This window comes from Paenibacillus cucumis (ex Kampfer et al. 2016) (assembly GCF_019748695.1).
GTDB lineage: Bacteria > Bacillota > Bacilli > Paenibacillales > Paenibacillaceae > Paenibacillus > Paenibacillus polysaccharolyticus.
Window position 1 is genome coordinate 303,933 of the sequence record NZ_JACLIC010000025.1, and the last position, 25,193, is coordinate 329,125.

Below are 25,193 nucleotides of genomic sequence, written 5' to 3' on the forward strand. Positions count from 1 at the left end.
TTCTAGTCCTGTTTCGTAGAGATACTAATCTCTTCAAACATCCTTTCCCTTAAATTCGAATTATTCAAGATTTCACTCCATGGTTCCTTCACCTGCGCCAGAGCGACCTCCATTCGCTCAGCTAAAACCCGGCGGTTATCCAGATCATTGACTACAGCTTCCGTGACGGATTCCAATCCCATCCTTTCAATCCATTCCGAGGTCCGCTCCAGATATTTGCCTGTCTCCCGGTAATGCTGCATGAACGCCGCGACAATCTCCAGAAGTTCTTCATCTGTTCGCACCTTACACAGCAGTTCAGCAAGTCGGGCTTTAATTCCGCCATTACCGCCAACGTAAATTTCCCAAGCTCCCTCATTACCGACGATCCCAATATCCTTGGTTGTTGACTCCGCGCAGTTACGCGGACAGCCGTTAACGGCAAGCTTGAACTTGGCCGGCATATCTAACCGCTCGAACTTCTTCTCAAGCATTATTCCCATCCCCATCGAATCTTTCGTACCAAAACGGCAGAACTGTGATCCCACGCATGTCTTGACCGTACGAAGCGCCTTCGCATACGCATAACCGGACGGCATGCCAAGGTCCTTCCAGATCTTTGGTAGGTCCTCTTTTTTGACCCCAAGCAGGTCCAGCCGCTGACCACCGGTTACTTTAACCAGCTTGACGTTGTATTTCACCGCAATATCAGCAATAAGTCTGAGATCGTCCGGAGTGGTTACCCCGCCGTACATTCGCGGCACAACGCCAAATGTTCCATCCTTTTGAATGTTCGCATGCATCCGTTCATTCACAAAACGTGAATCCTTCTCGTCCACATGCTCAGTTGGCCAGATCATACCCAGATAGTAGTTCAGCGCAGGACGACATTTAGAGCAGCCCTCCGGGTTATCCCATTCCAGCGCATATCTTACTTCTTTAGATGTGATCAGTCCCTTTTCTTTAATCGCCGTCACGACTTCATCTCTGCTCAGTGTGGTACAGGAACAGATTGCTTCCTGTTTCGCCGCCGCTGAATCATACTTGTCTCCGAGCACATATTGAAGAATCTGCTCTACAACCGGTCGGCAACCTCCACAAGAACGCGATGCACTTGTGGCCACCTTGATCTCTTCTACCGTGGTTAATCCTTTTTCGTTAATGGCATCCACAATGTGTTTTTTCGTCACACCATTACAACCACATACGATTTCCTCATCCGCCAGCTCTGCGGCTGTATTCCCGGTTTCGACCGAGGCTTGTCCCATAATCGCATTATGAATGGCTTCTGTCATTACCGTGCCTGTTCGAATCCACTGCTGCAGTCTGGAAGATTCCTTTCCGTCACCAATCAGAACACCGCCGACGATCCGTCCGCCGCGCAGGAGCACTTTTTTGTAAATACGTAACCACTCATCATGCATCCGCACTATAGATAGTCCTTCTGCATCCATAAACTCACCAGCGGAGAACACGTCTACACCAGATATTTTTAGTTGAGTAGATACCACAGATCCTTCATATGGCTTCGTATCCACTCCGCACAGATGCTTCGCAAGGACAGCTCCCTGTTCAAATAGTGGAGCTACCAGCCCATATGTAATGCCCCGATGTTCGTTACACTCCCCTACCGCATAAACATCCGTTGCTGAAGTACACATATAATCATCCACAAGAATCCCGCTATTAACCACAATACCGCTTTTCTTGGCTAATGCAGTGTTTGGTCGAATTCCCACCGCCATGACTACGAATTCTGCATCCAGCGTTGTTCCGTCGGTAAAACGAATCCCGCTAACTCGATCATCTCCTAGAAACTCCTTAGTCTGTTTGCCGGTAGCAAATTTCAATCCTTGGCTTTCCAGCTCTGCCTGAAGCATCAGTGAGGCGGTATGATCGAGCTGACGTTCCATTATCTCCTCAAACAGATGGACCACTGTCACATCCATCCCCAGTTTGAGCAGCCCCTTGGCAGCCTCCAATCCGAGCAGGCCCCCACCAATAACAGCAGCCTTCTTGTACTGATCTGCTGCATGCAGCATGTTTTGGCAATCTGCGATATCTCTAAAACCTACAATCCCCTCTTTATCTGCTCCTGGTACCGGAAGCATAAACGGATTGGAACCGGTTGCAACAATGAGCTTGTCATATGGAACCTCCATACCATTGTCTGCCTTCACAATTTTTTGTTCCGTATCAATATGTGTTACAGTCGTTCCGGTATATAGCTCTATTCCATTCTCTAAATACCAGTTCCTGTCATTCAAAATAATGTCTTCTACTGCTTTACTCTTCTCTAGCACATACGATAACTGAATACGATTGTAGTTGGGATAAGGTTCACTCCCAAATACGGTAATTCTGTAGGTGCTGGGTGCCAGTTTTAAGATCTGTTCCACCGTGTTGATCCCAGCCATCCCGTTACCAATCAAGACTAAATGCCGACGTTCTTGTACTTTTACCATGCAAAAACCTCCTACTACCTATATATTCCTATCCATGACAAAGAAAACTTGTAACCTACTAAACAACAAACCTACAATCGAACCATTTTTGGCAGTATTTATTGTATTTATATCAAAGAAGGTTATATAGGGCAACTCTTTTTTTGTTAAAATACAGAGTGACAAGAAAACACTGATTCTCTCTGCCTACTTGTCATGGAGGATATTAGTTCTTATGAGAAAGCTGTATGTTCAATAAAGATTAATTATGAGGTGAACAATGAACAGAACATTAGATCAATTGCGATACATCGAAAAATATGAAAGTTGGGAAGGGTCATTGGAGGTTAAAGCTTCGGTAGATTTATTTAATACGGAGATATATTCGCTTAATACGTTTATTGATACTAAATATGCACTAACCACGGAAGATCTAAGTACAATTCATTTTGTTAAAAAGCATTTTCACGAGATATATACAATCTTCTTAGAAAGTCTGTTGGAATGGCAATTATACGGTATTGCTTATGAGATATATGATGAACAAAATCACTCGTTTCAATCGATTTATCCTAAAAAAATAGAGGATCTCCATTCATATGTAGGTCTTCCTATACTTCAGATTCTACATGAACATGCTAAAGATGGGCATTCATACTTTTCCCTTAATTTTAACAAAAACTGCAGAATTTCTATTGAACACGGCTTTACAGCCCTATTCCATAAAAAAGAACTCATCGATCTCTCCCCTTCTGATATTGATTCTGTAATTAGCGGACTTCAATATATTGAACCCGATTGTTCACAGTGGGAAAAAGGTTTTTGGAAGTTAAAACCAAAACTTGATAATAGTCACTACAATGAGCCTGGAGTGATTAGAAACAGGTGGAAATCATTATTTAGTGGCTGAACGTTATCATAAACAAAAAAAGGCACCTCTATGGAGAGGTACCTTTAGCTAATTTATCCGCAAGATATGTTTCTAACTGAGCAAAGGATAAACATTGAATAATGCTACAGATTTCAAACACCATAAATAGATTTAGTTGTCATTGTATACAGCCTCTCTTTTTCGAAGGACCACTACGATATCTGTCTGAGGTACAAATAAATTATAATTCGTTACATGCACTTGTCTCGTTTCGGTTACGGATTCAATCTTTAATTCAGGAGGAAGACAGCGCTCTATGTGAGTAATTAATGTTTCTTTGGTAAATCTCCAAATTACACCATCAATCGAAGAGTTCGCCATATATCCACCGTCCGTTACAGAACCTGAAAGAGACTTGAGAACGACCGGGTCTGCAATAATAATAGATCCACCTTCACGTAACAGTCTGCAGCTCTCTAAGAAGGCTTTTTTGTGATAGCGAATGTGATGAAAGCTTCTTGCAAACAAAATCATATCGCAGCTATGGTCAGGTAAAGAAGTCGGCTTATCAATGAAAGCATGGATATAAGAATCAAACCTTCCCCACTTCTTTCCAAGTTTTAGAGCATTTAAATTCGGATCCATGTTGAGAAAACGAACATCCTTCTGCTTGCGAAGATACTTGTTCAATAAACCTGTACCACAGCCCACTTGTAGAACATCGCCCTTTAAAGGGGGTAGAACTTTGTAGACATTACGAGGAATAGGGAAATTTTGAACGTACATGGCCAATTCGTAGAAAATCGGATAACGCTCTTGCAATCGAACCAATTTACTAGTGTAGAAAGGTTTCCGTTTTTTGTGACGTTTGAAGTCCCATTTGTTCAAATAGTAGACAGGGGTTAACAGCAAGAACAAAATAATAAAAACACTTTGGACGCTATAAATTCCAAGTTTACTAAAAAGATCATTGGAATTCTGAGGCATCGTTTGTTTAGATGTATTCAAAATGACCCAATCCCCTCTCACAACACTATAAATGGTGTAGAAGCTGTTCTAGCATAACAAATAATTCAAAAAAGAGCCGTTTACGATGATGCATCACCATGATTTTGTTGAAATCGCTTATGTATACGAAGAAGAAGGCCTTCATTAGATTGGGGCCAATGTATTTTTGTTTTCCAAAGGTGACTTGTTTGTCATCCACCTTGGTGTATCACAGGTGTTTCAACCATTGGATTTGAAGGAACAAGCTCCGCTATATATTATGAACTGTCTGTATAAGCCTTTTTTGGAGAAATAATTTTTTTGTGGAAGCATCAATTAGACAATGTTTGTCGAGCCGCGTAATGAATTACGCAACATATTCTTGTCCCTCATCATAGCATCGAAAAAGCCGCCCACAGGCGACCTTTTGAGCAAGAATACGATTTTCAACTTGAGGACGCTGGATTATAGAGGTCTGCATCATGTTCGGAGATCCAATCAATTTGTTTGTATCCACGGCCAGCCATCGTTTGCTGCCGCACATCCAGAACCTCTAATTTCGGTTCCCGCCAAGGCGCTTTTTTCGTTTCCATCAGTTGTCCCCTCCTTTCAACAAAAACTAGAACCAAGACGCGAGCACTCTTACATTACTTGCGCACTACAAATCTTTTGGGATACTATATGTATCTTTGTGAGAATTATAAGACACAATACGTATCGAAGTAAATAACTATTTCATCCCTTTCTATATGAAGTGCGACACCCCACATAAAGACGGTGCTAATTCATCTATTGGTTACCTTGATCGGAACCATCTTTTCGTAATTCTAGTCCCTTACCCCATTTTTGTTGTATTTACAACAAAAATATCATCATTTATAATTAACTAAAAGAACGTTTAATTTGTTTATAATTACAAAATGAATTTCTGAAAGGATTATTAGAAATGAAATCAAAAAAAATAGATTCCATTGAAGAACTCAAGATCTCTTTGCAAATAAGAGAAGAAGTGTTTGTAAAAGAACAAAATGTACCACTTGAAGATGAGTTTGATGATCATGATAATTTAGATGGACAATGTGAGCACATCCTGGTTTATTTTAATGAACTACCCGCCGGAACAGGCAGAATTATTCTTCGAGATGGCGTAGGTAAACTCGATCGAATATGTATCTTGAAACCTTATCGCCAATATGGTCTGGGTAAATTAATCGTTACATCACTTGAAGAAATTGCAGAAAATAAAGGAATTTCCAAAGTTAAATTACACGGACAGACACATGCAGAGGGATTTTATCACAAGCTAGGATACCAGACGACCTCCGATGTATTTATGGAAGATGGAATACCGCATTATCTAATGGTGAAAGATTTATTATCGAAATGATGCCGTTATCACGTGTAAATCAATATTTAATTTATGCAATAGGTATCTTAATTTTAACTCTTGGCATTACATTGACCATACAATCAAAGCTTGGAAGCTCTCCATTCGATGCTCTTCTGGTCGGATTGTCCCTAAACGTAGGTTTAACTGTTGGCAGCTGGGAGATTATCATTGCCCTAGTTATGATATTTTTTAATTCGTTGCTACAAAAACAAAAACCTGAATATTTGGGTTTAGTAACTGCACTTATAACAGGCATTTGTATTGATTTCTGGCTGTTATTGTTACGGACTTGGGTGGCACCTGATCTAATGTTTTTGAAATTTTTGTGTTTCGGCTCTGGTTTGGTTGTTGCAGGAATAGGAACGGCCATGTATCTACAGACCAATTTTGCACCGATTCCGATCGATCGATTAACACTCTCACTACAAAAAATAACTCGAACGAATATATTTTTTGCGAGAACTCTGATTAATGTTGTAATCCTGTTCATGGCATTCATTTTTAATGGACCCATAGGTATAGGAACTGCACTGGCTGTCTGCTTCAGTGGGGCCATTTTAAATGTTTTTATGCCATGTATTGGAGAAATGATAGAAAAATGGAGTTTAACAGAATCAGGAAGTAATAAGGTCGATGGAAACCATTCCGTTTAGAATATATCGCGTATATAAAGACTTTTAGTATTTATGAATTGTCGCTAATCAGGAATTGAAACAGGTTCGTGTCCCTCAGCGGCTAGTTTTATTACTAAATTTCAATTTTGTAATGCTTAGCAGCCTTTGTTTACCTTCAAAAACACAGTTTGTTAATCTATAATGCGTATTTCTCCCAAAAAATCCTTACCTAAATACGCTTTTTGTCCTTGGCGTAGGATAAGAACTTGTAACGACGAAATAAAAAAGCCGCTTATAATAGCGACTTCAATAGGAAGATGTTCTTGTTCATCGTTTATAACTTTTATAATACACGTACATTATACATGTTACTTAATTAATTATTTCCTACTTCAAGTAACCACCAGGCAATTGCACTTTTTATAAATTCGCTTTCTTGACTTAGTCTCTCATTGTGAATAAAGTCGTTTACCTTTTCACGGATTTGATACTGTACACGTTCAAAAGCGACTTTATCACTTTTAATACCAAGTAGTTTTGCTGTTTTATCCAATTTATTTCTATCAGCTATAGTAGTAAACAGCTGCGGAAAAATCATAATCTCTAAACGATGTACGTAGAAAAGTGGTCTACCATTTTCAAACGGGATTCTATTTAGTTGCTCAATTAATTTAACATTTGCAATTTTACTAATAAGACGGTAGTCAAGCGGTTCTTGCAAGCGAAGTAAAATTAAACTTTGAATCTTATTCTGCACATCTTGATCTTTAAGAAATATATTATTGAATTCTGAACGGAAAATTTTAGCTGTGCCCTCTTTTGAAATATCATTGGCTCTTGTGGCTGTCCAATACTTATCGAATATGGAGATTGTATCATTAATATTCCAGTTAAGAACTTCTTGGCTTAACTCATCCAATAACTGCACAGCAGAGCGCTCAATATATTGGTTTTCAGGTTGAGATAATTCAATCTTCAGTTTTTCATAAGCTTTACGTAAAAGCAATTCATTATCTTTCTCCATACTTCCCCTCCCACATCAAACTATGTACATTAAAAAATTCAAGTTATCTACTTTGTAGATCATCACTAAAGAAATTATCATTTTTTTAATGTAGGTATAATTTTTTGTTTCACTTCTTGTTGCAAAGATTCGTAGACCTTGAATACCAAGGTTCTCATATAACCACTCTCAAATACATAATCACAACAAGCTTCAATAGCTCTATAAAAACCACTTAGAAATTCTCCACTGAAGTAATGATAGCAGAAGACAGGAACTTCTTTCTCTCCAAATAAGCCTTGCTTCCATGTAATAGATTCTATTACATCATAGCTTAGATCACTATAAGAGAAGTAGTTTTCCTTATCTATCCCTCTGCCCCAGCCTATTACATTTTCATCTATGAATTCGCGAATACCCCCATTTATGTGAGAAGTTACTTGATTATAATCTGACAGATCTACAAGTATGATATACGCTCCGCAATCAAGCTCCAATGTGAAATTAGGATAAGCCATACCATGTTTATCATAAATCGCTTGTAGCTTCTTCTTAAATGTATTGACCGTACTTTCCAGTTGAGTCTGATACTTATTTGCTAAGTCAAAACTAATTCTATCTGCATTTCCAATTTCTAAATAATTTGAGCATTCTTTATACAGCCGCCAAACACGATTTTGTGCTGCCTCACTCGCTTTACTGTGAGATGAAAAACGAAAAGAGCTGTCATAATCTGTATCAATTGAGCGAAAGACAGATTCCTTTTTTAATGGGATTGACTTAGTTTCATTCACGAGAGATTTAATTTGTTGAATAATTGCATCTTGATTGACATTTGGTGAACTTTCTAAATTAATGTGTTTTTTCAGTTCGGATTTTAAAAGGCTTAACTTTTTATTTAATGTCTCCTGGAATACTTCTGAATATTTCTTATACAATGTTTCAATTTTCGGATCTAACTCTTTATACATTTGCATAGAGAGCCCAAATACAATGTATTCACGGAATGTCTTTTCGGCCTCGACTAGTGAATATTTGTAGCCATCTCCGTAATCTTCAACGTTGATGTAAGTTTTGAAAAATTCAGCCTCTTTCATTCCGGTATTCCAATCGTATCGCTCCAAATGCCTCAACCGATAACAATAAGATTCTCCTTCAAAGCCAAAATCAGGACCAACGTCAAACTCACTAAAATCGGCAGGGAGATTTAGCTGATTGTTAGAGATCGCTTGCCCTAATACAACTACTTCTCCTAGCGTTTTAGCTATTTCTCGATTGATATCATAAAAGTAATTTCCTTCAGTTTTATTATAATAGGAAAACTTCTTGAGTTGTTTAGTCTTGTAATTAATACAAACTGCCTGAATAAGTGCTTTTTGCTGGGAGTACATCGTATCTTTAAAGGCATTAAAGCCTTCTCTATCTGCCTTATCGTATGAGTTATACACTTTGGCAGACATGTCTTTAGTTAATAGTGGAGGAGCTTCATAGTTGTTCTCAACAAAATCATAATCTGATTGGGAGGGATAAGGAATTGAAAAGTTATCCAGTTTTTCGGAGATCAAAGCTTTGAGCTTTACAAGTGCCTCAGACCCACTATGTCCTGTGATATATTCATCTTCTACAGATATGGCCTGAACGGGACAGCTTACCTCTACTTCTTTAAAATCAAGATACTGCACTTCGGTAATTAATCCTGGATCAACAGGTATGGCAAAACCCTCAGGGGTTTCTGTTAGAAATTCAGAATTTACAACACATGATCCACAAGCTACACATTTATCTGATACGGCAATTCTTTTCATTAACTGTTGCATTCAATTTTCTCCTTATATCAAATATTTATTTTCTTCATTTTGTTAAGAAAAGCCTCTCCTGTTTCTATCAATTCAAGTGATTTCAAGTTAATTTCACCAGTCTCATCAAGTAGAGGAACATCCAATATATCTTTGATTCCTTTGGCAAAGTTGAAACAAATCATGAAAGCTTCCCTGTCTTTTTGCGAATATTGATTTTTTTCGTTATCGTTACGTTGGATAATTGATCTACATTGTTGCAATGATCTGATAAATAATGCATTTAAATTCCGTAGAACATCACAGATATGTTCTGAACGCTGGAATATAGCATCCAGAGCAATGCAAATTGTCTCTGCTTGTTTTTCAATCATGAATGATTGCGAGCTACGGGCATTAGCTGCAGACAAGTTCATCTCTGCTTCTTTTTTTATCACTCCGGCAATTCCTGAAAATATGTAAGTAGAAAAAACTTGAGAATCAGATAGTTCACTTTTAGATACTCCAACCATCTTATTCATTGATTCAACAGCAATTGGAGATAGAAAAGAAGAACGCAATTCCTTTAATCCCGCTCCCTCCTCCATTTCAATTTTCTGTAGATTTCTGTACAGCTCTAAAAAGTTTACAATTGAAGTTTTATATATACCCCGTTTTCGATTGATAAGCTTTTGAATGCTGGCTTGCGTTTTTGAACTTTGTATTTTGACCTTTTCTTCTGCCTCCACTACTCGTTCAAACGAACGGACATTAACACTTTCAGCCTTTTCATTTAACTTATCTGCCTTTATCATCCTCGCTACGGTACTGCTGACTGCCCCGCCGAGCAAAATACTTTCTAACAACATAAAAACGCCCCCTAGCCTACATTTTGAATACTGAATTGTTATCAAAGAACATATCATCAAATGCCTTTTGATTTTCAAAAGAGACATTCTTTGAGAAAACAGAGAGAATTGTACTTAAACCTTCGTTGATTTGTTCTGGTGAATCTGATACAGATCCATTAAATATCATGTTATATCCTTTAATAAAATGTGCATTCCACTCGGCATATTCTTCTTGAATTAGCTGTTTTAATACGGCTTGTTGTCTGTCCATCTCCTGCAAAGCTTCAGATGCAATCTTAGCTGATGCCTGCTCAAGCTGTTTATATTCATCCACATTACGGTATGAGTGATAAAGATCCATGCATACCGTTGAAATGATCAATGATCCAAGAGCCGCACCAACAACCGGAATTGGAATAAGTGCTTGACCTGCTATTGCTCCGATAGTTCCTGCAAGCATTCCTACTCCCTTCTCTCCGACTTCCTCGAAAAATTGTTTTCCATCTATTTCTCCCTTTACATATTTGAAAATTGAATCTTTTAGCATTAGAGAGATAGTAATTACCTGCATCACTTGATTTGAATTTGCTAGTTTACGAATTGCTTCTTTTCCACTATTTTCAAGTAAATGTGTCACTCCTGTAGAAACAACTCGTATTGTGCCCCCTGTAGTTGCAACAGATAGAGTTAGATTCCCCATATCTTTGGCAGCATCTTCAAACTTTTTCTCTCCTAAGGCAACTTTGTACAAGTTACCCACACCTTCAACTACTAATGGGACAGCAGAGGATTGCAGTGAAAATAGTGCTCCTTCTGTAAAGTCTGCTCCAGCATTTTTCATAGATCTAGACAAAATATCCGTATTGACTTTGGCCTCCGCAACGACCTTACCTTGTATTAGCTTGACTCTCCCTGGGGTTGAACTCTTACTGTCAGGCGCGAATGCCAATTCAAAATCACTTTTACTACCTTTAGATGTATTCAATGACTTGGAAGTGACCCTGAAATTACTCTTTTGATTTGCGATTTCCTTCATATCTTTATCGCTAAAGAATGGGTTATATTTGACACGATTATGTATTTCTTTTAAGGAAACGACATGATCAACCTCAGCAGAATGTCTCGCCCAAGCTGATGAAATATTCTCTCCTGCTTCATTTTTCATGCGAAACCTACGTTGAGCTGCTTTTTGTGAGAAATGCAATTGCTGTCCGCTTATTGGGTCATCGTAGATTTTCCGATCCTTAAAAGTAGATTGCTTAAATTTACCTTTTGCAGATGCTGAATCCCATAATTTATTTCGATTTACACTGTTATACTCCTGAGTAACTCCATACTGCTTCTGATTATGAATTTTCATTTCTTGCAAAATTGGATTAGCTGTTAGACTGTACATTAATCGAACTGTTTTATCTTCCATTTCCATCTCCCTTTCGCTCTTCTAAAACTTGGATATACTGGCCTTGGCTTCGGAGCCACATATCGATTCCTGTACCGTAAACTTCAGCTTGAATGGTGTAAATACCATTGTTTTCTGAGATGATTTCTGCTGTAGGGAGTCTATCAAGTACGGCCTCTAATGAAGGACCTGAGAAATTAAATACAATTTTCATTAATTCACCTGAATACATAAATTGTACTCGCTTACGAAACTCTCCCTCATTAAATTTATCTCTGTAAGGAAGATTAAAATGACGTTTTGTTTCCGCTAAACCTGAAATTCGGTCTACACGAAATGTTTTTGGAAACTCATTATTGCCATCTTCCATATAAGCAATTAAATAAAAGTAATATTCTGAAAACATAATGGCCAAAGGTTTGACAAATCTAGTTTTCGAACTGCCATCTTGACGGGTATAGTTAAACTTTATAATCTTTCGTTTACTGATTAACAATGATAGTTTCCATATGGTTTTTATCAAAGGTTTGTTGTGCTTCAGAGGAACATAATGGTGTTGCTCATTGCTAATTACTTGTTGAATTTGTTTACGGTCGTTTGGTACAACTTGTTTAAGTAGTTTTCCAATTAATGCATCTAGCTCTTCCCGTGCGAATGCACGGCTCTCAAGTAAGATTTTACACAACGCCATGACTTCACTATTTGCAAGCCATTCTCTCTCAAAACGAACTAAATAATAGACATTTTTACGTCTATCATATCTGATAGATACATCACTTTCAGAATAGTGCATCTCAGCCAAATACGCTCGTAAATCGTCAATATCTCGCTGTATTGTCTTTTGTGTCACTCCAAAGTCTGTAGCAAGGTTAGCTTTATCGATCATTTCTCCCTTGTTTAGACGCTCGTAAATATTTAATAAGCGAAATCCTTTATTACTCTTGTAATTCATTTGTACACCACCTAAAGGCCTAATTCATTTTCATTATAACAGGTTAAATGGACACATATTGGGGTGCTTCAAAATAACTATGAGAAATCTCCAAGTTTATATTCTATAAACCAGCAAGTAATAAATGAGATACAGTTTGCAGTGCTGTTGTTTCTGCTGAATGTTTAGCTAATCCACATTTATATCTCGCTTTTCTGAAGGAATGCTCAAGATCATTCTGTTCAACATAAATAAATAAGGGATTTAGTCCCTCTATAATTTTTTTCAGCTCTTTGATATAGCTAGTAACATCTTCGTTCGTATCACCATATTTGATCATTCCTATTGTTATCGGATTTTGCATAAAGCAACAACAAAAATGTAAGTGTCTGAACCATTCAAGGCACGCTTACTAAACCGCTTCCATCTTTCTGTAATGATTTCCTTGCAGTGATCTAATGTTAATACATAAACATCACAACATACGCGCATAACATGTACGATTCTTTCTATATATCCTTAGAAAATAACTATCTGATTCAAGATAAAATAAGCTTAGTCTGTACAATGCTAACAATCAATTGATTGCGACCAAGACGTTTGATGATTTACCTGCACAAGGATTGCTACAGCAACTCAATGATCAGAGTATTGTCTTCGGACCACTGATCGATCACAAGCTTGGTATGATTCAACTAAACCAGAGCCGAAGAAGGCGATCTACTACATTTTCGATTCACGTACCTTAAAAGTAAAAAACACACTTGAAATCGATGATGCTCTTTTTCACCAAGCTGATATTCGTTTTCACGATGCAAACACATTTTATATTCACATGGATAAAACAATCACAAAATACGTTTTAAAATAAATTATGAAAGCTTGCACATTCTACCGACTAATGACGTATGACTTCGCTCCTTGATAGAGCTAGGCATACGTCGTTTTTTATTAGGGTATTTCATATTAGTCATCGAATTACTACTCGTAATCCCTCCTCCCCCGTCAATTGTAGCTATCCAACATATTGAAGAATTAGCTGGTATATTGCTATGGAAAGCCCTAGAAGACTCGCCTTCATTTTTGACGGGTGGTACCTCTCTCGGTTTGATAGATATAATATAATCAATAAAAATCCAATGGGAAGCGATAGCTGAAAGTCACCTTCTGATGAACCATAGGAATAGATTGGTATAACTAGTGTACTGATCCAAAAGTATAAGAATACGGTAAAACGTCTTGTCTCTAATTGTTTGCTCCACCGTACTAACAAGAGTATAATGATGATCCCAATAATTGTGATTTGTAAAGGGGGTAGAACAATAGCAACGTTCCCAAATTTGAATTCCATTCTGCACAGCTCTCCTCTTCATAATCATTCGTAACGTACTTTTCAGATGGTCTTATATCATATGTCTCCTGCCTTATTGGTAGTAATGTAAATGGATTGGATGAAAGGTGGCTAGAACTTCTTATATGTTGATAAAACCAACCTTACATAAGTATAGATATCTGAATTTCACAATCAAAAAAACCTCCACTCAGGAGGATTTTGATTTATCCAATTTAATTGAATCTTTGTAATACTTAGTGGAAACAGAGGGAAGGCAAAGGCTTAACTCGATATTCGTGAAAATAAATTGTATAAGAAGTTAAAATAGTTAGTACCCTTCTCATATTCATTAACATAATATTGAATAACTCTGTCTACTTCATTCTTATTCATACCTAATTATTTCAGTTCACCAATTCTAATACCAAGTTCAACCAACATTTTATACCAAGAATGCACTATCCTTATTTTGTTTTAAATATCTATTATATACCAATGTATTTATCAGTCAACAGGATTACAGCCCTCCCATCATCTGCACAACCTCCTGTAATCTCAATTGGGAATTAACCAGTTACTTTCAATGAAACACATATCTATGTATTATTCATATGTTTACAATTCGACAAAATGGTTGTTCTTATCTCACATAATAGCGTGAATTAAACGAGATTATCAATAATGAGAATCAAGTCATTTTGACGCAAGAAAAGAATCTGTCCAGATAAAATAAAAACCCGTTAATTTTCAGTTCATGAAAATAACGGGAGATTAACAATTTAATCATTACAAAACGTATTCTTCATCATTTCTGGTGAATTCTTGATTTTTAAAGCTGGTGCTTTTTTAGTTTATTGCGCTTCAAGTATTCGTCGTAGCAGTTTCTTCCTACCCTACTATAAGCATAACAATAGAAAGTTGTCTATTCCATCAAATCGGTTACTGCACCTTTTGAAGCAGAAGAAACTAATTTAGCATATTTGGCGAGTACACCGGATTTTACTTTCAGCGGAGGTTGTACCCACGCTTTCGCTCGAGCGGCTAATTCTTCTTCTGATACTTCAACCTTCATTTCCTGAATATCACTGTTAATGGTGATAATATCCCCATTTTTGAGCAACGCGATCGGTCCGCCTACTTGTGCTTCAGGTGATACATGTCCGACTACAAATCCGTGTGAGCCACCCGAGAATCGACCATCCGTGATGAGAGCCACTTTCCCGCCGAGTCCTTTGCCTACGATAAGTGCTGTAACGGAAAGCATCTCTGGCATACCTGGGCCGCCCTTCGGACCACAGTAACGTATGACCACGACATCGCCTTCTTTAATTTCATCATTCGTAATCGCTATTGTTGCTTCATCTTCGCTATCGTACACCTTGGTAGGGCCGGAGAACTGCTGGATCTTCATGCCTGACATTTTGGCAACAGCACCTTCGGGAGCGAGGTTTCCTCGAAGTACAACCAATGGTCCATCAGGTTTCAGCGGATTATCGAGTGGTCGTATAATCTCTTGATCATTCGGAAGTGGATCAGCTTCCGCTAAATTCTCCGCCAATGTTTTACCGGTTACGGTGAGGCAATCCCCATGTAGTAATCCCTCAGCAAGCAATAGCTTCATTACCCCTGAGACGCCACCGATATCATTCAAATCCTGCATCACATATTGGCCGCTTGGCTTCAAATCCGCCAAATGAGGAACACGGAGGCGAATGCGTTCAAAATCATCTAAGGTTAAATCGACTTCTACCGAGTGCGCAATCGCTAGCAGATGGAGAAATGCGTTAGTTGATCCTCCCAGAGCCATAACAACGGTGATCGCATTCTCAAATGCTTTCTTCGTCATAATGTCTCTTGGATAGATTTCCTGTTCAAGCAGTGAGATGACCTGTTTACCGGCTGCTTCGCATTCTAATGCTTTATCCGCTGAAATCGCTGATGTCGAGGAAGAACCTGGCAAACACATACCCATGGCTTCTGCAGCTGCGGCCATCGTATTAGCGGTATACATCCCCCCGCAAGCCCCTGGGCCTGGGCAAACACTACATTCAACCTTATGTAGCTGTTCATCTGTTATTTTGCCATCTTGATATTGACCAACGGCTTCAAAAGCGGAAACGATATCCACTTTTTTTCCATCGAGATTACCTGGTTGAATGGTTCCCCCATATACATAGACAGAAGGAATGTTCATTCGTCCAATAGCCATCAGACATGCAGGTGTATTCTTGTCACAACCACCAATCGCAACAACGCCGTCAAAACGCTCAGCTCCGGTCACAATTTCAATTGAATCAGCGATAGCTTCCCTACTAGGCAGTGAGAACAACATCCCGCCATGACCCATTGAAATTCCATCTGAAACGGTAATTGTATTAAAAATTAGTGGAGCACCACCGTTATCGCGTGCGCCCTGCTTAGCTTGTACCGCTAAATCATTGATGTGCATATTACATGGTGTTACCTCACTCCAGGTACTCGCTATGCCGATCATTGGCTTTTTAAAATCTTCATCCTGAAAACCAACCGCACGCAGCATTGCTCTGTTTGGTACCCGGTTAGCTCCTTCACTGATTACCTTACTTCGAATACGAAGATCTTTTTTATTCTCCATGTTTCTTCCCTCATTTCAAAGTATTTCGTTCAGTTCCTGCATAGGCCTGATAAAATTTTGTTTCATTAGTACGTGAGCATCCTCACTATTTTTGCCTTCAAAAGCTTGAATAATCAAATCATGCTCTTCGACTGAAGCTAGTGTAGCCGTAATAGGTTGTTTTAAAAACACATATTTAAATCGCCTAATGTGAATCTGAAGAGATGCATTAAATGTGGCCACATAAGGATTATCTGAGAGCTCCACAATATAATTATGAAATAGCTCATCTACCTCCATGGCCTGATACACTTGACCATTTTTAATGGAATTTGCAAATTCCAAATTAATAGATCTTAGTTTCTCGATCTGTTCTGGAACAATAATCTGGGCGGTGATTTCAGCAGCTAATGCCTGAAGAGCAGCCATCGTTGAATACATTTTAAAAATATCGTTTTTCTCAATATTCGTTACCTTTGTTTCTTTCCCTGGATGCATCGACACGAGGCCTTGAACTTCGAGTAACTGAAATGCCTCCCGAATCGGAGTCCGGCTGACTCCAAGTGATTCAGCCATTTCCGCATCAATAAGCTTCTCACCTGGCTGCAGTGTTCCATCAATAATCCATCGCTGAATCTGAGAAAACGCTCTTTCTTTTGCGGACATACGGACCGGTAAGGCAAAATCTTTAGGAATTGGCATGGTTTTCATCCTCATTACAATTATTCTTATATGCAATATATCGCATACAGGATTGAGAAGCAATTATTATTTCATTTTAACTCGCTTATTTAAGTTTATTCTGATAACTACCTGTTTTTTTGGCGCGTTCGAATGCATGAAAAAAGCAACCAATCATAGATCAGTTGCCTCCTTGATTTATTAAGCACGGTTAGATTTACATTCATCATTGAATCTGTTAGTTAGTTAAACCAAAATGTTGTGTTAAAATGTTCACTAAAACTTGCTTATAATCGTTAAAATCATACGAAGGGTTCCTGAGATGCTTGTTTAAGAGCTTTTAAAAATACCTCTGTTGGTTGTGCGCCGGATATCGCGTATTTTCTATCAATGACAAAGAAAGGCGCTCCTGTTATGCCTAATTGTTTTGCTGTGGCTTCATCTGAACGCACTTCGCTAGCATATTTGGAGGAATCATGGAGAACTGCGATTGACTCGTCCCTATTCATTCCAACTGATTCTGCAATACTGGCTAAAGTATCATGATCACTAATTAACTTGGCGTCCGTGTAATAAGAATAGAACAGCTTCTCAGCTAATTCCTGATCTTTACCCACAGATTTGGCATACTGGGTTAAACGATGCGCATCAAACGTATTGGTGGGCTTTATTTGGTCGATATTATACACGAGACCCATCATTGCTGCTTGTTGTTCAAGTTCAGCATGTGCCTTTTTCGCTTGTTCGAGACTCATACCATGTTTCTCCGAAAGTATTTGATGCATACTTTTGCCTGAGTACATGGATGTTTGCGGATTAAGTTCGAAGCTTTTATATTCAATAAGCACTTCATTCGGAGTAGCGAATTGCTCCAGTGCAGATTCTAATCGTCGTTTACCAATATAACAAAATGGACAAACATAATCCGACCATATCTCGATTTTCATTTTGAATCCTCCCTCACTAACCACCTTAATCGGTGAATACTACATTTAAATTTATTTGTTATAAATAATAGGCATTTTCCTAATCAATGCGTTGTCACGAGCGGCAGAGTACATGAATTTAGCAACATTTTCTCTGGAAACACCTAATTTAGCTGGTTTATCACCGAATGAATAATCATAAGATTGCCCTTTGTATTTGACATTGGGATTAATAATTCGAACGACTGTCCAATTCAGTTTGGATTCCTTAATCATTCCTTCCAGTTTCTTCATTTCTGCATAACCGTTTGGTAGGAAAACTTTCGCTAAGACACCTGGAAGTATCGTGGAAATGTTTTTCTTATCGTCATCGGATTGCAAAGCCGGCGTCGCAAGTGTAATGAGCCTTTTTTTGTTAAGTTTGTTCATAGCCTTAATGATCCGTTCGTGCCCGTCAGCAATCGGCGTGCTTTTAAGCTTTCGTGACATATCGGATGCTGGCCCCAATGTGCTGATTACGACATCTGATTCGGCAACGGCCTTCTCGATGGTTGAAGTATTCGAAAGATCCCCTTGTACAAGGCTCAAATTTGGATGTTTGAGGCTGATTTTTTGGGGGTTTCTAACATATGCCGTAACGAAATCTCCGTGATCCAAAGCTAGTTGTGTTACAAGCTGTCCAATTGCACCACTTGCACCAAAAACAGTGATATTCATATTTTTCTCTTGTATCTCCTTTAAAATAAATTATTCAACTCACACTTTATCTTCAGTTATAAACTCTTCTACTCTATCTCTTTTGGTGTACATGTCGTACCAAATATCAGCGATTTTATCCTGAACTCCTGAATTCGGCTGCATCCAGATTCCGATCGAAAGATGACCTGCATATACTCCTTTGTCCGCTAATTCGCCGTTCAAATTAAAGATATAATTACGAAGTCCTGAGATTGCAATTCCTACATTACCCATCATCGGTACCGGGTGGACTGAAGCACCTCCAGTTGTAAATAACAGAGCACCGCTTTGCTTATCCAGCATATCCGGAAGTACTTGTTTAATGCTCGATAAAGCACCTAAAACATTATATTGAAATTGGTATAACGCATTTTCTTCAGTTACATCTAATGTTGGCGCTACTGTGTCAAAGCTCGGCGTTGGACTGTATTCAAGAACATCGATAAATCCGTATTTCTCTTTAATAGCAGCAAATGCCATCTCAATTTGTTCTTTGTTTAATATGTCCGCCTGAAAAGAAGCCGCTTCGATTCCCAATTGTTCTAATTCAATAACCAGTTGGTTCAATTTGTCTTCATTTCGCGCAATAAGAGCTACGCGGAAGCCATTTTGTCCGAATTTCTTTGCAATGGACATCCCTAATCCTGCTCCTGCTCCAACAATCGCTATCGTTTTCATTTCATATCTTCCCTTCAAATAGAGTTAATGATCAACAAGATAAATAATGGACAACGTGTTGTATATTTATCTTTTGTTTATTATGATTAATAAAGGATCTGCATTCAATGTTTAATAATTTTGATTTTGAGAGATAAAATACAGTTTCAACTCCAATGTCGTATATCTAACAAAAAAAAGTTAAGGGAACGGGTCATGATGAAGAAAAAAACTGATTTGCGTATCATTCGCTCCAAACATTCGATAAAAAAAGCATTTATAGAACTTCTCAATGAGAAGGGATACGAGGGGATTACGATCCAAGATATAGCCGATAAGGCGATGATTAACCGAAATACATTTTACCTTCATTATCAGAACAAACCCGATTTGTTAAATGTATCTATGGACGAATTATTAGATGAGTTAAAGAGTACACTCAAGCTTTGTTCGAGTAGCACATCTACTATAAGTGGCTCTATGCTTGAACAACTGATGCAAACCATACTGGAGAAAATTAAGGACAATATCCCCTTTTACAAAGCATTCTTACTGGATGAGAACAGAATTTATGGTTTTCAATCAAAAATGGAGGAGATTATAAAAAATACTGTGGAAGATGGCTTGGATCATACCCCTCTGAAGATTTCAAAGGAATTATTACTTCAATATATCGCATCTACTTTTATGGGCATTGTAATATGGTGGGTTAAAAATGATTTTTCGTATACTCCGAGTGAACTTGCCTCTCAATTTGGAAAAATTTTAACTCACGGACATTTAACAGCTGCGGGGATTCCAATCAATGATTAAAGTGATCCATGCTTACGTACGGGGAGACATAACAGAAGAGAAGCCCTTCGAATGAGGGCTCCTCTTCTTTACAAGATCTACAGTTCCTTCGTCATAAATGTACTATTCCCATCTGGGATATAATCTGCAAATGGCTCACAATACGTGAAACCAAAATTTTCATACAACTTGCGAGCTGGAATAAATGAATCCGTGGAGCCAGTCTCTAGACTGATCCTTTTGTATCCACGGTTGATAGCTTCTTCAATAATGTGGGCAAGAATATTTCTAGCAACACCTTTACGCTTATGATCTTTAGCAGTCCGCATCGATTTTAGCTCTGCGTGTTCCTTGTCCAATTCCTTAATAGCCCCACAGCCAAGAAGCTCATCTTCCTCCCATGCCTTCAAACCGTCCAGATTAAGGGCATGAATGCTCTCTGGTGGAGAGTCATCTGCCATTCCTTGCAAATGTTCTGCAATTAACCCAATCACTTGTGCCCCGGTCAAATCATCTACACGAATATCCATTGTAACCACTCCTGCGTTAATGTTAAGTATGAACCTCATAAATCAGAACCCAATATTTCGCTCCAGGCTCTCCTTCCTCAACAACAGCTGCCCGTTTGAGTAACAGATCGCCAACACCTTTGCCAGCAGCAGTGGGGTGTACAAACAAATTATGAATAAATCGGTTAGGTACATACAATGAAGCAAATCCGAGAATATGGGCGTTCTCCTCTGCAAGAAGGATTTGTTCTTCCAATGTGTCCCTGTCAAAATCATCAAGTGTCATTTCATCTGTGTTAACCCAATGAAAACTCTCACGACGGGAATCCAGATAAATTTGTCTCAATTGTGGATAGTCTCTTATATTCGCTTCTCTGATTAGCATCAGATCAATCCCCCTAATTCTTCTACGCTTAGACTCACCATGAAGTCGAGTGTTTGCCTTTGTATTTTTCATCAGAGTCAAACTCATCGTAATCTAAGAAATATGTTAGCATTTTAATTTGGGATCAAGTAAGTACCATTTTTATTCTTTTACAACATACCAATTCTGCTATTTGGTCCACCAAAAGATCTTCACGTTTGTCTGCTAAAGTATTTTGATATGAACTTGCTTTTATAAACCGATCGGTTTATACTGACACAAACAGTTTAGAAAGTGAGGAAAAACTAATGAATAATTTAACTCCCCCATTCACACTTGAGACAGCAATTCAAAAAACTCGTATGGCAGAAGACAGCTGGAATAGCCGAGACCCTCAGCGTGTCTCACTTGTGTATACTGAAGATTGTTATTGGAGAAATCGGAGCGAGTTTATCACAGGCCGCCAAGAAATTGTTTCTTTACTAACTAGAAAATGGGCCAAAGAACTGGAATACCGCCTTATTAAGGAGCTTTGGTCATTTACGGATAACCGTATTGCAGTGAGATTCGCATATGAATGGCATGATGATAGCGGTAACTGGTTCAGATCGTATGGAAACGAGAATTGGGAATTTGCTGATGACGGCTTGATGAAGCGGAGATTCGCTTCGATTAATGACATGCCGATTAAGGAATCGGAACGGAAATTTCATTGGCCTCTAGGCACACGCCCTGCTGAACACCCAAGCCTAAGTGAGTTAAACCTATGACTCGTACTGTTTTTGAAAAATCTGACGTCGTCCCTCTCGTTACGGAGGTATTCCGTGAATTAGGTTATGAAGGTGCATCGTTAAGTAAAATTACAGCCCGTACGCGTCTATCTAAAGGAAGCTTATATTATTTCTTTCCAGGTGGAAAAGATGAGATGGTTGCTGAAATTCTTACTCATATTGATCAATGGTTTGTCAAAAATATTTTTGAACCGCTAGAAAAGAATGAACCTCGAGCAGCCATTGATCATATGTGGCAAGAGGTCGATACTTATTTTCAATCGGGACAGCGTATATGCCTTATTGGTGCATTCGCTTTGGACGGAACAAGAGATCGATTCGCTACTGTAATACAGCAATATTTTATAAGATGGATTGAAGCCTTAAGCGCGGCGCTAGTTCAAACAGGTATCTCTAAAGAGACTGCTGATCAGCTTTCAGAGGAAACAATTGCTAGTATTCAAGGAGCATTGGTTCTGAGTAGAGCGCTTAATGATGAATCCTTTTTTGAACGTACGTTGGCAAATCTTTCACAACGAGTCTCAACTTATGTTTCTAAAAGCAACTCTGGTCACTGACACAAACGTGTTCTCTTTAGCGTTTTCATTGGCGACTTTATTTTATGGGAGGTCAATATCATGAGCCATTTTGTCGCAGATCAATTGAAATTTGTTCGCCGACAGGCAGTTGATTATGTAAGGAATATAACTGACTCTGCATCCGAAATCATTCCAACAGGTTTGAAAAACAATATAAAATGGAATCTCGGCCACATGTATGTTATACATGAGAAGTTCGCTTTCCAGCTTACTGGTGAAGATACCAAATATCCTGCTAATTTTAGTAAATTGTTTGATCCAGGAACTAACCCGTCTGACTGGGATACAGAGCCTCCGACATTGTCTCAATTAATCGACTTGTTAACTGAACAAATGGAAAGGGTCGAATCGGTACTTTCAAGCAAATTGAAAGAAGAAATCAATCCTCATTACAAGTCTTCTACAGGACTTAGCTTTACGAATGCAGAACAATTACTGAGTTTTCTGATTTACCATGAAGCAATGCACTTTGCAACAATTAAAAATATCAAGAGCATAATTGAATCCGACTAAGGAAACGACTGGGCTGGAGGATAAAAAAAAGAAGCTACAACAAAAGGTCTTGGTAACGCCCAACCTCTTGATGCAGCTTCTTTTGTATTTTTACTCGCTTTACACAGCGAATTCAACATAACTTTAAGCTTTGCGAAGCATTTGTCTGTCGCTTAGGTGTGAAAGCATATCCTTCGTCATGGCCCTCAAGTCGTAGCGGGCATGAAATCCCCATTCTGTTTTCGCCGCCGTAGCATCCATGGAATGCGGCCAGCTATCGGCAATTGCCTGTCTCTTCGGATCAACATCATAATCCAGGATGAAGCCGGGAATTTCTTCACGGATCGCGGCAGCGATCGCCTCTGGATCGACGCTCATTGCGGTGACATTAAATGAGTTTCGGTGTATCAACCGTGATGAATCCGCTTCCATTAAATCAATGATAGCGTTTAGGGCATCCGGCATATACATCATGTCCATGTTAGAGTTTTTGGCTATATAAGATGTATACCGACCAGTCGTCACAGCTGCATAGTAAATTTCCACCGCGTAATCCGTCGTTCCTCCACCGGGAGGCGTCATATAAGATATCAATCCGGGGAATCGTAACCCCCTCGTATCCAGACCGTACTTATAAAAATAATAATCACAAAGCAGTTCGCCGGACACCTTGTTCACGCCGTACATCGTATTGGGCCTCTGGATCGTATCCTGCGGTGTATTGTCTTTGGGAGTCGAAGGGCCAAAAGATCCAATGGAGCTTGGAGTGAAAAATTGGCAACCGAGCTCCCTGGATATTTCAAGTGCATTCATCAGTCCGCCCATATTCAAGTTCCAGGCAAGCAGGGGCTTATCCTCTGCCGTAGCCGACAGTAGCGCAGCCAAATGCATGACGGTATCTACTTCGTACCGCTTGGCGATTTCAAACATCGCCTTATCATTTGTCACATCCAGCAGTTCGAATGGTCCGGATCGGGTAATTTCGTGGGACGATGACCTGAGATCCGTAGCAACGACGTGATCTCCACCATAAATTTCACGTAATTTAACAACTAACTCAGAACCGATCTGGCCCAGTGCTCCGGTCACCAATATCTTCTTCATAAGACATTCCTCCCGAAATAGACTCCCGTAGGTGCAACTAAATCAGCTTCATTTCTTTGCCAACTTTCTCATAAACGGAGATCACCTGATCCAGCATCTCCTTGGAATGTGCAGATGTCGGCATGTTGCGTATTCTTCCGGTTCCTTTCGGAACCGTAGGGAACAGGATTGCCTTGGCGTAAACGCCTTCTTCATAGAGCCGTTTGCTGAACTGTTGGGTGGTTACTTCATCGCCAATGATACAAGGTGTGATCGGTGTTTCGCTTTGGCCTACATCATATCCAAGCCGGCTCAAGCCATTTTTCAAATGATTGCCGTTTTTCCACAGCTTCTCGATCAGTTCTTTGTCATTCATCAAAATGTCAACAGAAGCGCTACAAGAAGCGATTACAGCCGGAGGCAACGATGTTGAGAACAAAAACGGACGGCTTCTCAGCTTCAACCATTCAATCAGTTGTTTCTTACCCGCGACATAACCGCCGACAACGCCGATCGCCTTGGAAAGAGTGCCAATTTGAAAGTCAATACGGTCGGACAATCCAAAATGCTTCACGGTTCCAGCACCTGCTCCGAGAACGCCTGAACCGTGAGCATCATCCACATAGGTAATCAGATCGAATTCTTCTGCTATTTTCACGATTTCGGGCAGATTTGCGATATCACCATCCATGGAGAAAACCCCGTCGGTAATGACCATAATTTTATGGTACTGACCGGATTCCTTGGCCTCTTTCGCCTGCTGCCTTAAATCATTCATATCCGAATGCTTATAGCGGATCACCTTGGCTCTCGACAGACGGCAGCCATCAATAATCGAAGCGTGATTCAACTCATCTGATAAAATCGCATCATGCTGGTCCATTACCGCGGATATAGCAGCCATATTGCAGTTAAATCCCGATTGATACACGATAACGGCTTCCGTTTTTTTGAAAAGGGCCAGTTTTTCTTCAAGCTCAATATGAAGATCCATCGTACCATTAATGGTTCTCACAGCCCCAGCACCTGCCCCGTATGTCTGAGCTGCCTTAACTGAAGCATCAATCAGGCGATTATCTGTTGCCAGCCCCAAATAGTTATTAGAAGACAAATTGATTAGAGACTTTCCGTTGATTCGAATAACCGGACCATTTGCACCCTGTAGCGTATCGATAACGTTATATAGACCTTTAGACTTTAGATCTTCGATGTTCGAACTTAAAAATTGATCCAATGCTTGACTTGACATTCTATTCCCTCCTCGATATACGTATGTCCTCGTACAGGAGACAAGAAATTTCTGTTTTAAAACCTTGTTATAAAAGGAATTTTCCTGATTTCAATGTAGCATCTTTTTTGTTTTTTGTACACATATGGTGGACAAAATGACAGAAAAATCCGCAAATAAACAT

Annotated in this window: 26 protein-coding genes; 8 read left to right on the forward strand and 18 right to left on the reverse strand. The window is 39.1% G+C overall.

The features are described 5' to 3' along the window. Positions 1–2 precede the first annotated feature (2 nt). Positions 3–2,444: a nitrite reductase large subunit NirB gene (nirB, locus tag H7T88_RS17635; RefSeq protein WP_221789579.1), complete on the reverse strand. Its 2,442-nt coding sequence runs from the start codon at positions 2,442–2,444 to the stop codon at positions 3–5. A 259-nt stretch (positions 2,445–2,703) separates the two neighbouring features. Here nirB and H7T88_RS17640 point away from each other — a divergent pair, with 259 nt between their 5' ends. After that, positions 2,704–3,333 carry a hypothetical protein gene (locus H7T88_RS17640; RefSeq protein ID WP_154891876.1) on the forward strand — a complete coding sequence of 210 codons (630 nt, stop codon included), beginning with the start codon at positions 2,704–2,706 and terminating at the stop codon, positions 3,331–3,333. Between the two features lie 132 nt (positions 3,334–3,465). Here the strand turns inward: H7T88_RS17640 and H7T88_RS17645 are convergent, their stop codons facing one another. Together H7T88_RS17645 and H7T88_RS17650 are read right to left on the reverse strand one after the other, a co-directional pair. Further along, entirely contained in the window at positions 3,466–4,281 is an 816-nt protein-coding gene (locus H7T88_RS17645) for a class I SAM-dependent methyltransferase (RefSeq protein ID WP_186809848.1), read from the reverse strand. A gap of 446 nt (positions 4,282–4,727) precedes the next feature. Next, entirely contained in the window at positions 4,728–4,874 is a 147-nt protein-coding gene (locus tag H7T88_RS17650) for a paeninodin family lasso peptide (protein WP_154891878.1), read from the reverse strand. A 353-nt stretch (positions 4,875–5,227) separates the two neighbouring features. On the opposite strand from H7T88_RS17650, the gene H7T88_RS17655 reads away from it, so the two are divergent. Continuing rightward, a complete protein-coding gene (locus H7T88_RS17655; RefSeq protein ID WP_221789580.1) occupies positions 5,228–5,668 on the forward strand; it encodes a GNAT family N-acetyltransferase in 441 nt (146 codons plus the stop codon). Continuing rightward, positions 5,665–6,324 (forward strand): YczE/YyaS/YitT family protein, encoded by a 660-nt coding sequence (locus H7T88_RS17660; RefSeq protein ID WP_260510975.1) that lies wholly within the window; start codon positions 5,665–5,667, stop codon positions 6,322–6,324. Before H7T88_RS17655 ends, H7T88_RS17660 begins: the two co-directional genes overlap by 4 nt. 337 nt (positions 6,325–6,661) lie before the next feature. Here H7T88_RS17660 and H7T88_RS17665 read toward each other — a convergent pair whose 3' ends face one another. The 6 genes from H7T88_RS17665 to H7T88_RS17690 all read right to left on the reverse strand — a co-directional run bounded on the left by H7T88_RS17665 (position 6,662) and on the right by H7T88_RS17690 (position 12,608). Next, the gene (locus tag H7T88_RS17665) at positions 6,662–7,309 is read right to left on the reverse strand and encodes a hypothetical protein (protein ID WP_090916363.1); all 648 of its coding nucleotides are present in this window, start codon (positions 7,307–7,309) and stop codon (positions 6,662–6,664) included. 77 nt (positions 7,310–7,386) lie between these two features. Next, positions 7,387–9,105 carry a ferredoxin gene (locus H7T88_RS17670; RefSeq protein WP_090916361.1) on the reverse strand — a complete coding sequence of 573 codons (1,719 nt, stop codon included), beginning with the start codon at positions 9,103–9,105 and terminating at the stop codon, positions 7,387–7,389. Between the two features lie 17 nt (positions 9,106–9,122). Beyond that, on the reverse strand, positions 9,123–9,932 hold the full coding sequence (locus H7T88_RS17675) for a hypothetical protein (protein WP_090916359.1): 810 nt from the start codon (positions 9,930–9,932) through the stop codon (positions 9,123–9,125). Positions 9,933–9,948: 16 nt separating this feature from the next. Further along, on the reverse strand, positions 9,949–11,340 hold the full coding sequence (locus tag H7T88_RS17680; RefSeq protein ID WP_221789582.1) for a hypothetical protein: 1,392 nt from the start codon (positions 11,338–11,340) through the stop codon (positions 9,949–9,951). Next, positions 11,324–12,265, reverse strand: coding sequence for a helix-turn-helix transcriptional regulator (locus H7T88_RS17685; RefSeq protein WP_145414274.1), 942 nt, complete (start codon positions 12,263–12,265; stop codon positions 11,324–11,326). The genes H7T88_RS17680 and H7T88_RS17685 overlap by 17 nt, the downstream gene beginning before the upstream one ends. Positions 12,266–12,368: 103 nt before the next feature. Further along, positions 12,369–12,608 (reverse strand): hypothetical protein, encoded by a 240-nt coding sequence (locus H7T88_RS17690; RefSeq protein ID WP_090916353.1) that lies wholly within the window; start codon positions 12,606–12,608, stop codon positions 12,369–12,371. Between the two features lie 217 nt (positions 12,609–12,825). Here H7T88_RS17690 and H7T88_RS17695 point away from each other — a divergent pair, with 217 nt between their 5' ends. Then, complete coding sequence (locus H7T88_RS17695) at positions 12,826–12,993, forward strand: hypothetical protein (RefSeq protein WP_186809640.1); 168 nt, start codon at positions 12,826–12,828, stop codon at positions 12,991–12,993. A gap of 1,506 nt (positions 12,994–14,499) precedes the next feature. Here H7T88_RS17695 and ilvD read toward each other — a convergent pair. From ilvD to H7T88_RS17720, 5 genes are all read right to left on the reverse strand, one after another. After that, positions 14,500–16,191, reverse strand: a complete 1,692-nt coding sequence (ilvD, locus tag H7T88_RS17700) for a dihydroxy-acid dehydratase (protein ID WP_090916349.1) — start codon at positions 16,189–16,191, stop codon at positions 14,500–14,502. A 15-nt stretch (positions 16,192–16,206) separates the two neighbouring features. Then, the gene (locus H7T88_RS17705) at positions 16,207–16,872 is read right to left on the reverse strand and encodes a GntR family transcriptional regulator (protein ID WP_090916347.1); all 666 of its coding nucleotides are present in this window, start codon (positions 16,870–16,872) and stop codon (positions 16,207–16,209) included. A 281-nt stretch (positions 16,873–17,153) separates the two neighbouring features. Then, a complete protein-coding gene (locus H7T88_RS17710; protein WP_090916345.1) occupies positions 17,154–17,798 on the reverse strand; it encodes a DsbA family oxidoreductase in 645 nt (214 codons plus the stop codon). Positions 17,799–17,849: 51 nt separating this feature from the next. After that, the gene (locus tag H7T88_RS17715) at positions 17,850–18,494 is read right to left on the reverse strand and encodes an NAD(P)-dependent oxidoreductase (protein ID WP_090916343.1); all 645 of its coding nucleotides are present in this window, start codon (positions 18,492–18,494) and stop codon (positions 17,850–17,852) included. 39 nt (positions 18,495–18,533) lie between these two features. Further along, the gene (locus H7T88_RS17720) at positions 18,534–19,193 is read right to left on the reverse strand and encodes an SDR family NAD(P)-dependent oxidoreductase (protein WP_090916341.1); all 660 of its coding nucleotides are present in this window, start codon (positions 19,191–19,193) and stop codon (positions 18,534–18,536) included. 195 nt (positions 19,194–19,388) lie between these two features. Between H7T88_RS17720 and H7T88_RS17725 the strand changes: the two genes are divergently transcribed. Continuing rightward, a complete protein-coding gene (locus tag H7T88_RS17725) occupies positions 19,389–19,985 on the forward strand; it encodes a TetR/AcrR family transcriptional regulator (protein WP_260510976.1) in 597 nt (198 codons plus the stop codon). A gap of 77 nt (positions 19,986–20,062) precedes the next feature. On the opposite strand, the gene H7T88_RS17730 is transcribed toward H7T88_RS17725, so the two are convergent. Both H7T88_RS17730 and H7T88_RS17735 read right to left on the reverse strand, forming a co-directional pair. Then, positions 20,063–20,494 (reverse strand): GNAT family N-acetyltransferase, encoded by a 432-nt coding sequence (locus tag H7T88_RS17730; protein ID WP_145331120.1) that lies wholly within the window; start codon positions 20,492–20,494, stop codon positions 20,063–20,065. Between the two features lie 22 nt (positions 20,495–20,516). Beyond that, positions 20,517–20,858: a GNAT family N-acetyltransferase gene (locus H7T88_RS17735; protein ID WP_221789583.1), complete on the reverse strand. Its 342-nt coding sequence runs from the start codon at positions 20,856–20,858 to the stop codon at positions 20,517–20,519. Between the two features lie 287 nt (positions 20,859–21,145). Here H7T88_RS17735 and H7T88_RS17740 point away from each other — a divergent pair, with 287 nt between their 5' ends. Genes H7T88_RS17740 through H7T88_RS17750 form a run of 3 tightly spaced genes read left to right on the forward strand, consistent with a single transcriptional unit; the run spans position 21,146 to position 22,719 of the window. Next, positions 21,146–21,607 (forward strand): nuclear transport factor 2 family protein, encoded by a 462-nt coding sequence (locus H7T88_RS17740; RefSeq protein ID WP_154888700.1) that lies wholly within the window; start codon positions 21,146–21,148, stop codon positions 21,605–21,607. Continuing rightward, positions 21,604–22,185, forward strand: a complete 582-nt coding sequence (locus tag H7T88_RS17745; RefSeq protein ID WP_221789584.1) for a TetR/AcrR family transcriptional regulator — start codon at positions 21,604–21,606, stop codon at positions 22,183–22,185. The genes H7T88_RS17740 and H7T88_RS17745 overlap by 4 nt, the downstream gene beginning before the upstream one ends. A 60-nt stretch (positions 22,186–22,245) precedes the next feature. After that, positions 22,246–22,719, forward strand: coding sequence for a DinB family protein (locus tag H7T88_RS17750; protein ID WP_221789585.1), 474 nt, complete (start codon positions 22,246–22,248; stop codon positions 22,717–22,719). A 123-nt stretch (positions 22,720–22,842) separates the two neighbouring features. On the opposite strand, the gene H7T88_RS17755 is transcribed toward H7T88_RS17750, so the two are convergent. Further along, positions 22,843–23,802: an L-threonine 3-dehydrogenase, SDR-type gene (locus H7T88_RS17755; protein WP_221789586.1), complete on the reverse strand. Its 960-nt coding sequence runs from the start codon at positions 23,800–23,802 to the stop codon at positions 22,843–22,845. A 37-nt stretch (positions 23,803–23,839) separates the two neighbouring features. Then, the gene (gene kbl, locus H7T88_RS17760; protein WP_221789587.1) at positions 23,840–25,030 is read right to left on the reverse strand and encodes a glycine C-acetyltransferase; all 1,191 of its coding nucleotides are present in this window, start codon (positions 25,028–25,030) and stop codon (positions 23,840–23,842) included. Positions 25,031–25,193 lie beyond the last annotated feature (163 nt).

What these genes read in the sequence shown, in the direction of transcription:
- H7T88_RS17640 (WP_154891876.1), top strand. Translation starts at nt 2,704, where the DNA reads ATGAACAGAACATTAGATCAATTGCGATACATCGAAAAATATGAAAGT.
- ilvD (WP_090916349.1), bottom strand. Translation starts at nt 16,191, where the DNA reads ATGGAGAATAAAAAAGATCTTCGTATTCGAAGTAAGGTAATCAGTGAA.
- H7T88_RS17660 (WP_260510975.1), top strand. Translation starts at nt 5,665, where the DNA reads ATGATGCCGTTATCACGTGTAAATCAATATTTAATTTATGCAATAGGT.
- H7T88_RS17690 (WP_090916353.1), bottom strand. Translation starts at nt 12,608, where the DNA reads ATGCAAAATCCGATAACAATAGGAATGATCAAATATGGTGATACGAAC.
- H7T88_RS17655 (WP_221789580.1), top strand. Translation starts at nt 5,228, where the DNA reads ATGAAATCAAAAAAAATAGATTCCATTGAAGAACTCAAGATCTCTTTG.
- H7T88_RS17705 (WP_090916347.1), bottom strand. Translation starts at nt 16,872, where the DNA reads ATGCCAATTCCTAAAGATTTTGCCTTACCGGTCCGTATGTCCGCAAAA.
- H7T88_RS17685 (WP_145414274.1), bottom strand. Translation starts at nt 12,265, where the DNA reads ATGAATTACAAGAGTAATAAAGGATTTCGCTTATTAAATATTTACGAG.
- kbl (WP_221789587.1), bottom strand. Translation starts at nt 25,030, where the DNA reads ATGTCAAGTCAAGCATTGGATCAATTTTTAAGTTCGAACATCGAAGAT.
- H7T88_RS17740 (WP_154888700.1), top strand. Translation starts at nt 21,146, where the DNA reads ATGAATAATTTAACTCCCCCATTCACACTTGAGACAGCAATTCAAAAA.
- nirB (WP_221789579.1), bottom strand. Translation starts at nt 2,444, where the DNA reads ATGGTAAAAGTACAAGAACGTCGGCATTTAGTCTTGATTGGTAACGGG.
- H7T88_RS17645 (WP_186809848.1), bottom strand. Translation starts at nt 4,281, where the DNA reads ATGCCTCAGAATTCCAATGATCTTTTTAGTAAACTTGGAATTTATAGC.
- H7T88_RS17750 (WP_221789585.1), top strand. Translation starts at nt 22,246, where the DNA reads ATGAGCCATTTTGTCGCAGATCAATTGAAATTTGTTCGCCGACAGGCA.
- H7T88_RS17735 (WP_221789583.1), bottom strand. Translation starts at nt 20,858, where the DNA reads ATGCTAATCAGAGAAGCGAATATAAGAGACTATCCACAATTGAGACAA.
- H7T88_RS17710 (WP_090916345.1), bottom strand. Translation starts at nt 17,798, where the DNA reads ATGAAAATCGAGATATGGTCGGATTATGTTTGTCCATTTTGTTATATT.
- H7T88_RS17745 (WP_221789584.1), top strand. Translation starts at nt 21,604, where the DNA reads ATGACTCGTACTGTTTTTGAAAAATCTGACGTCGTCCCTCTCGTTACG.
- H7T88_RS17665 (WP_090916363.1), bottom strand. Translation starts at nt 7,309, where the DNA reads ATGGAGAAAGATAATGAATTGCTTTTACGTAAAGCTTATGAAAAACTG.
- H7T88_RS17680 (WP_221789582.1), bottom strand. Translation starts at nt 11,340, where the DNA reads ATGGAAATGGAAGATAAAACAGTTCGATTAATGTACAGTCTAACAGCT.
- H7T88_RS17730 (WP_145331120.1), bottom strand. Translation starts at nt 20,494, where the DNA reads ATGGATATTCGTGTAGATGATTTGACCGGGGCACAAGTGATTGGGTTA.
- H7T88_RS17725 (WP_260510976.1), top strand. Translation starts at nt 19,389, where the DNA reads ATGATGAAGAAAAAAACTGATTTGCGTATCATTCGCTCCAAACATTCG.
- H7T88_RS17755 (WP_221789586.1), bottom strand. Translation starts at nt 23,802, where the DNA reads ATGAAGAAGATATTGGTGACCGGAGCACTGGGCCAGATCGGTTCTGAG.
- H7T88_RS17650 (WP_154891878.1), bottom strand. Translation starts at nt 4,874, where the DNA reads ATGGAAACGAAAAAAGCGCCTTGGCGGGAACCGAAATTAGAGGTTCTG.
- H7T88_RS17715 (WP_090916343.1), bottom strand. Translation starts at nt 18,494, where the DNA reads ATGAATATCACTGTTTTTGGTGCAAGTGGTGCAATTGGACAGCTTGTA.
- H7T88_RS17675 (WP_090916359.1), bottom strand. Translation starts at nt 9,932, where the DNA reads ATGTTGTTAGAAAGTATTTTGCTCGGCGGGGCAGTCAGCAGTACCGTA.
- H7T88_RS17670 (WP_090916361.1), bottom strand. Translation starts at nt 9,105, where the DNA reads ATGCAACAGTTAATGAAAAGAATTGCCGTATCAGATAAATGTGTAGCT.
- H7T88_RS17720 (WP_090916341.1), bottom strand. Translation starts at nt 19,193, where the DNA reads ATGAAAACGATAGCGATTGTTGGAGCAGGAGCAGGATTAGGGATGTCC.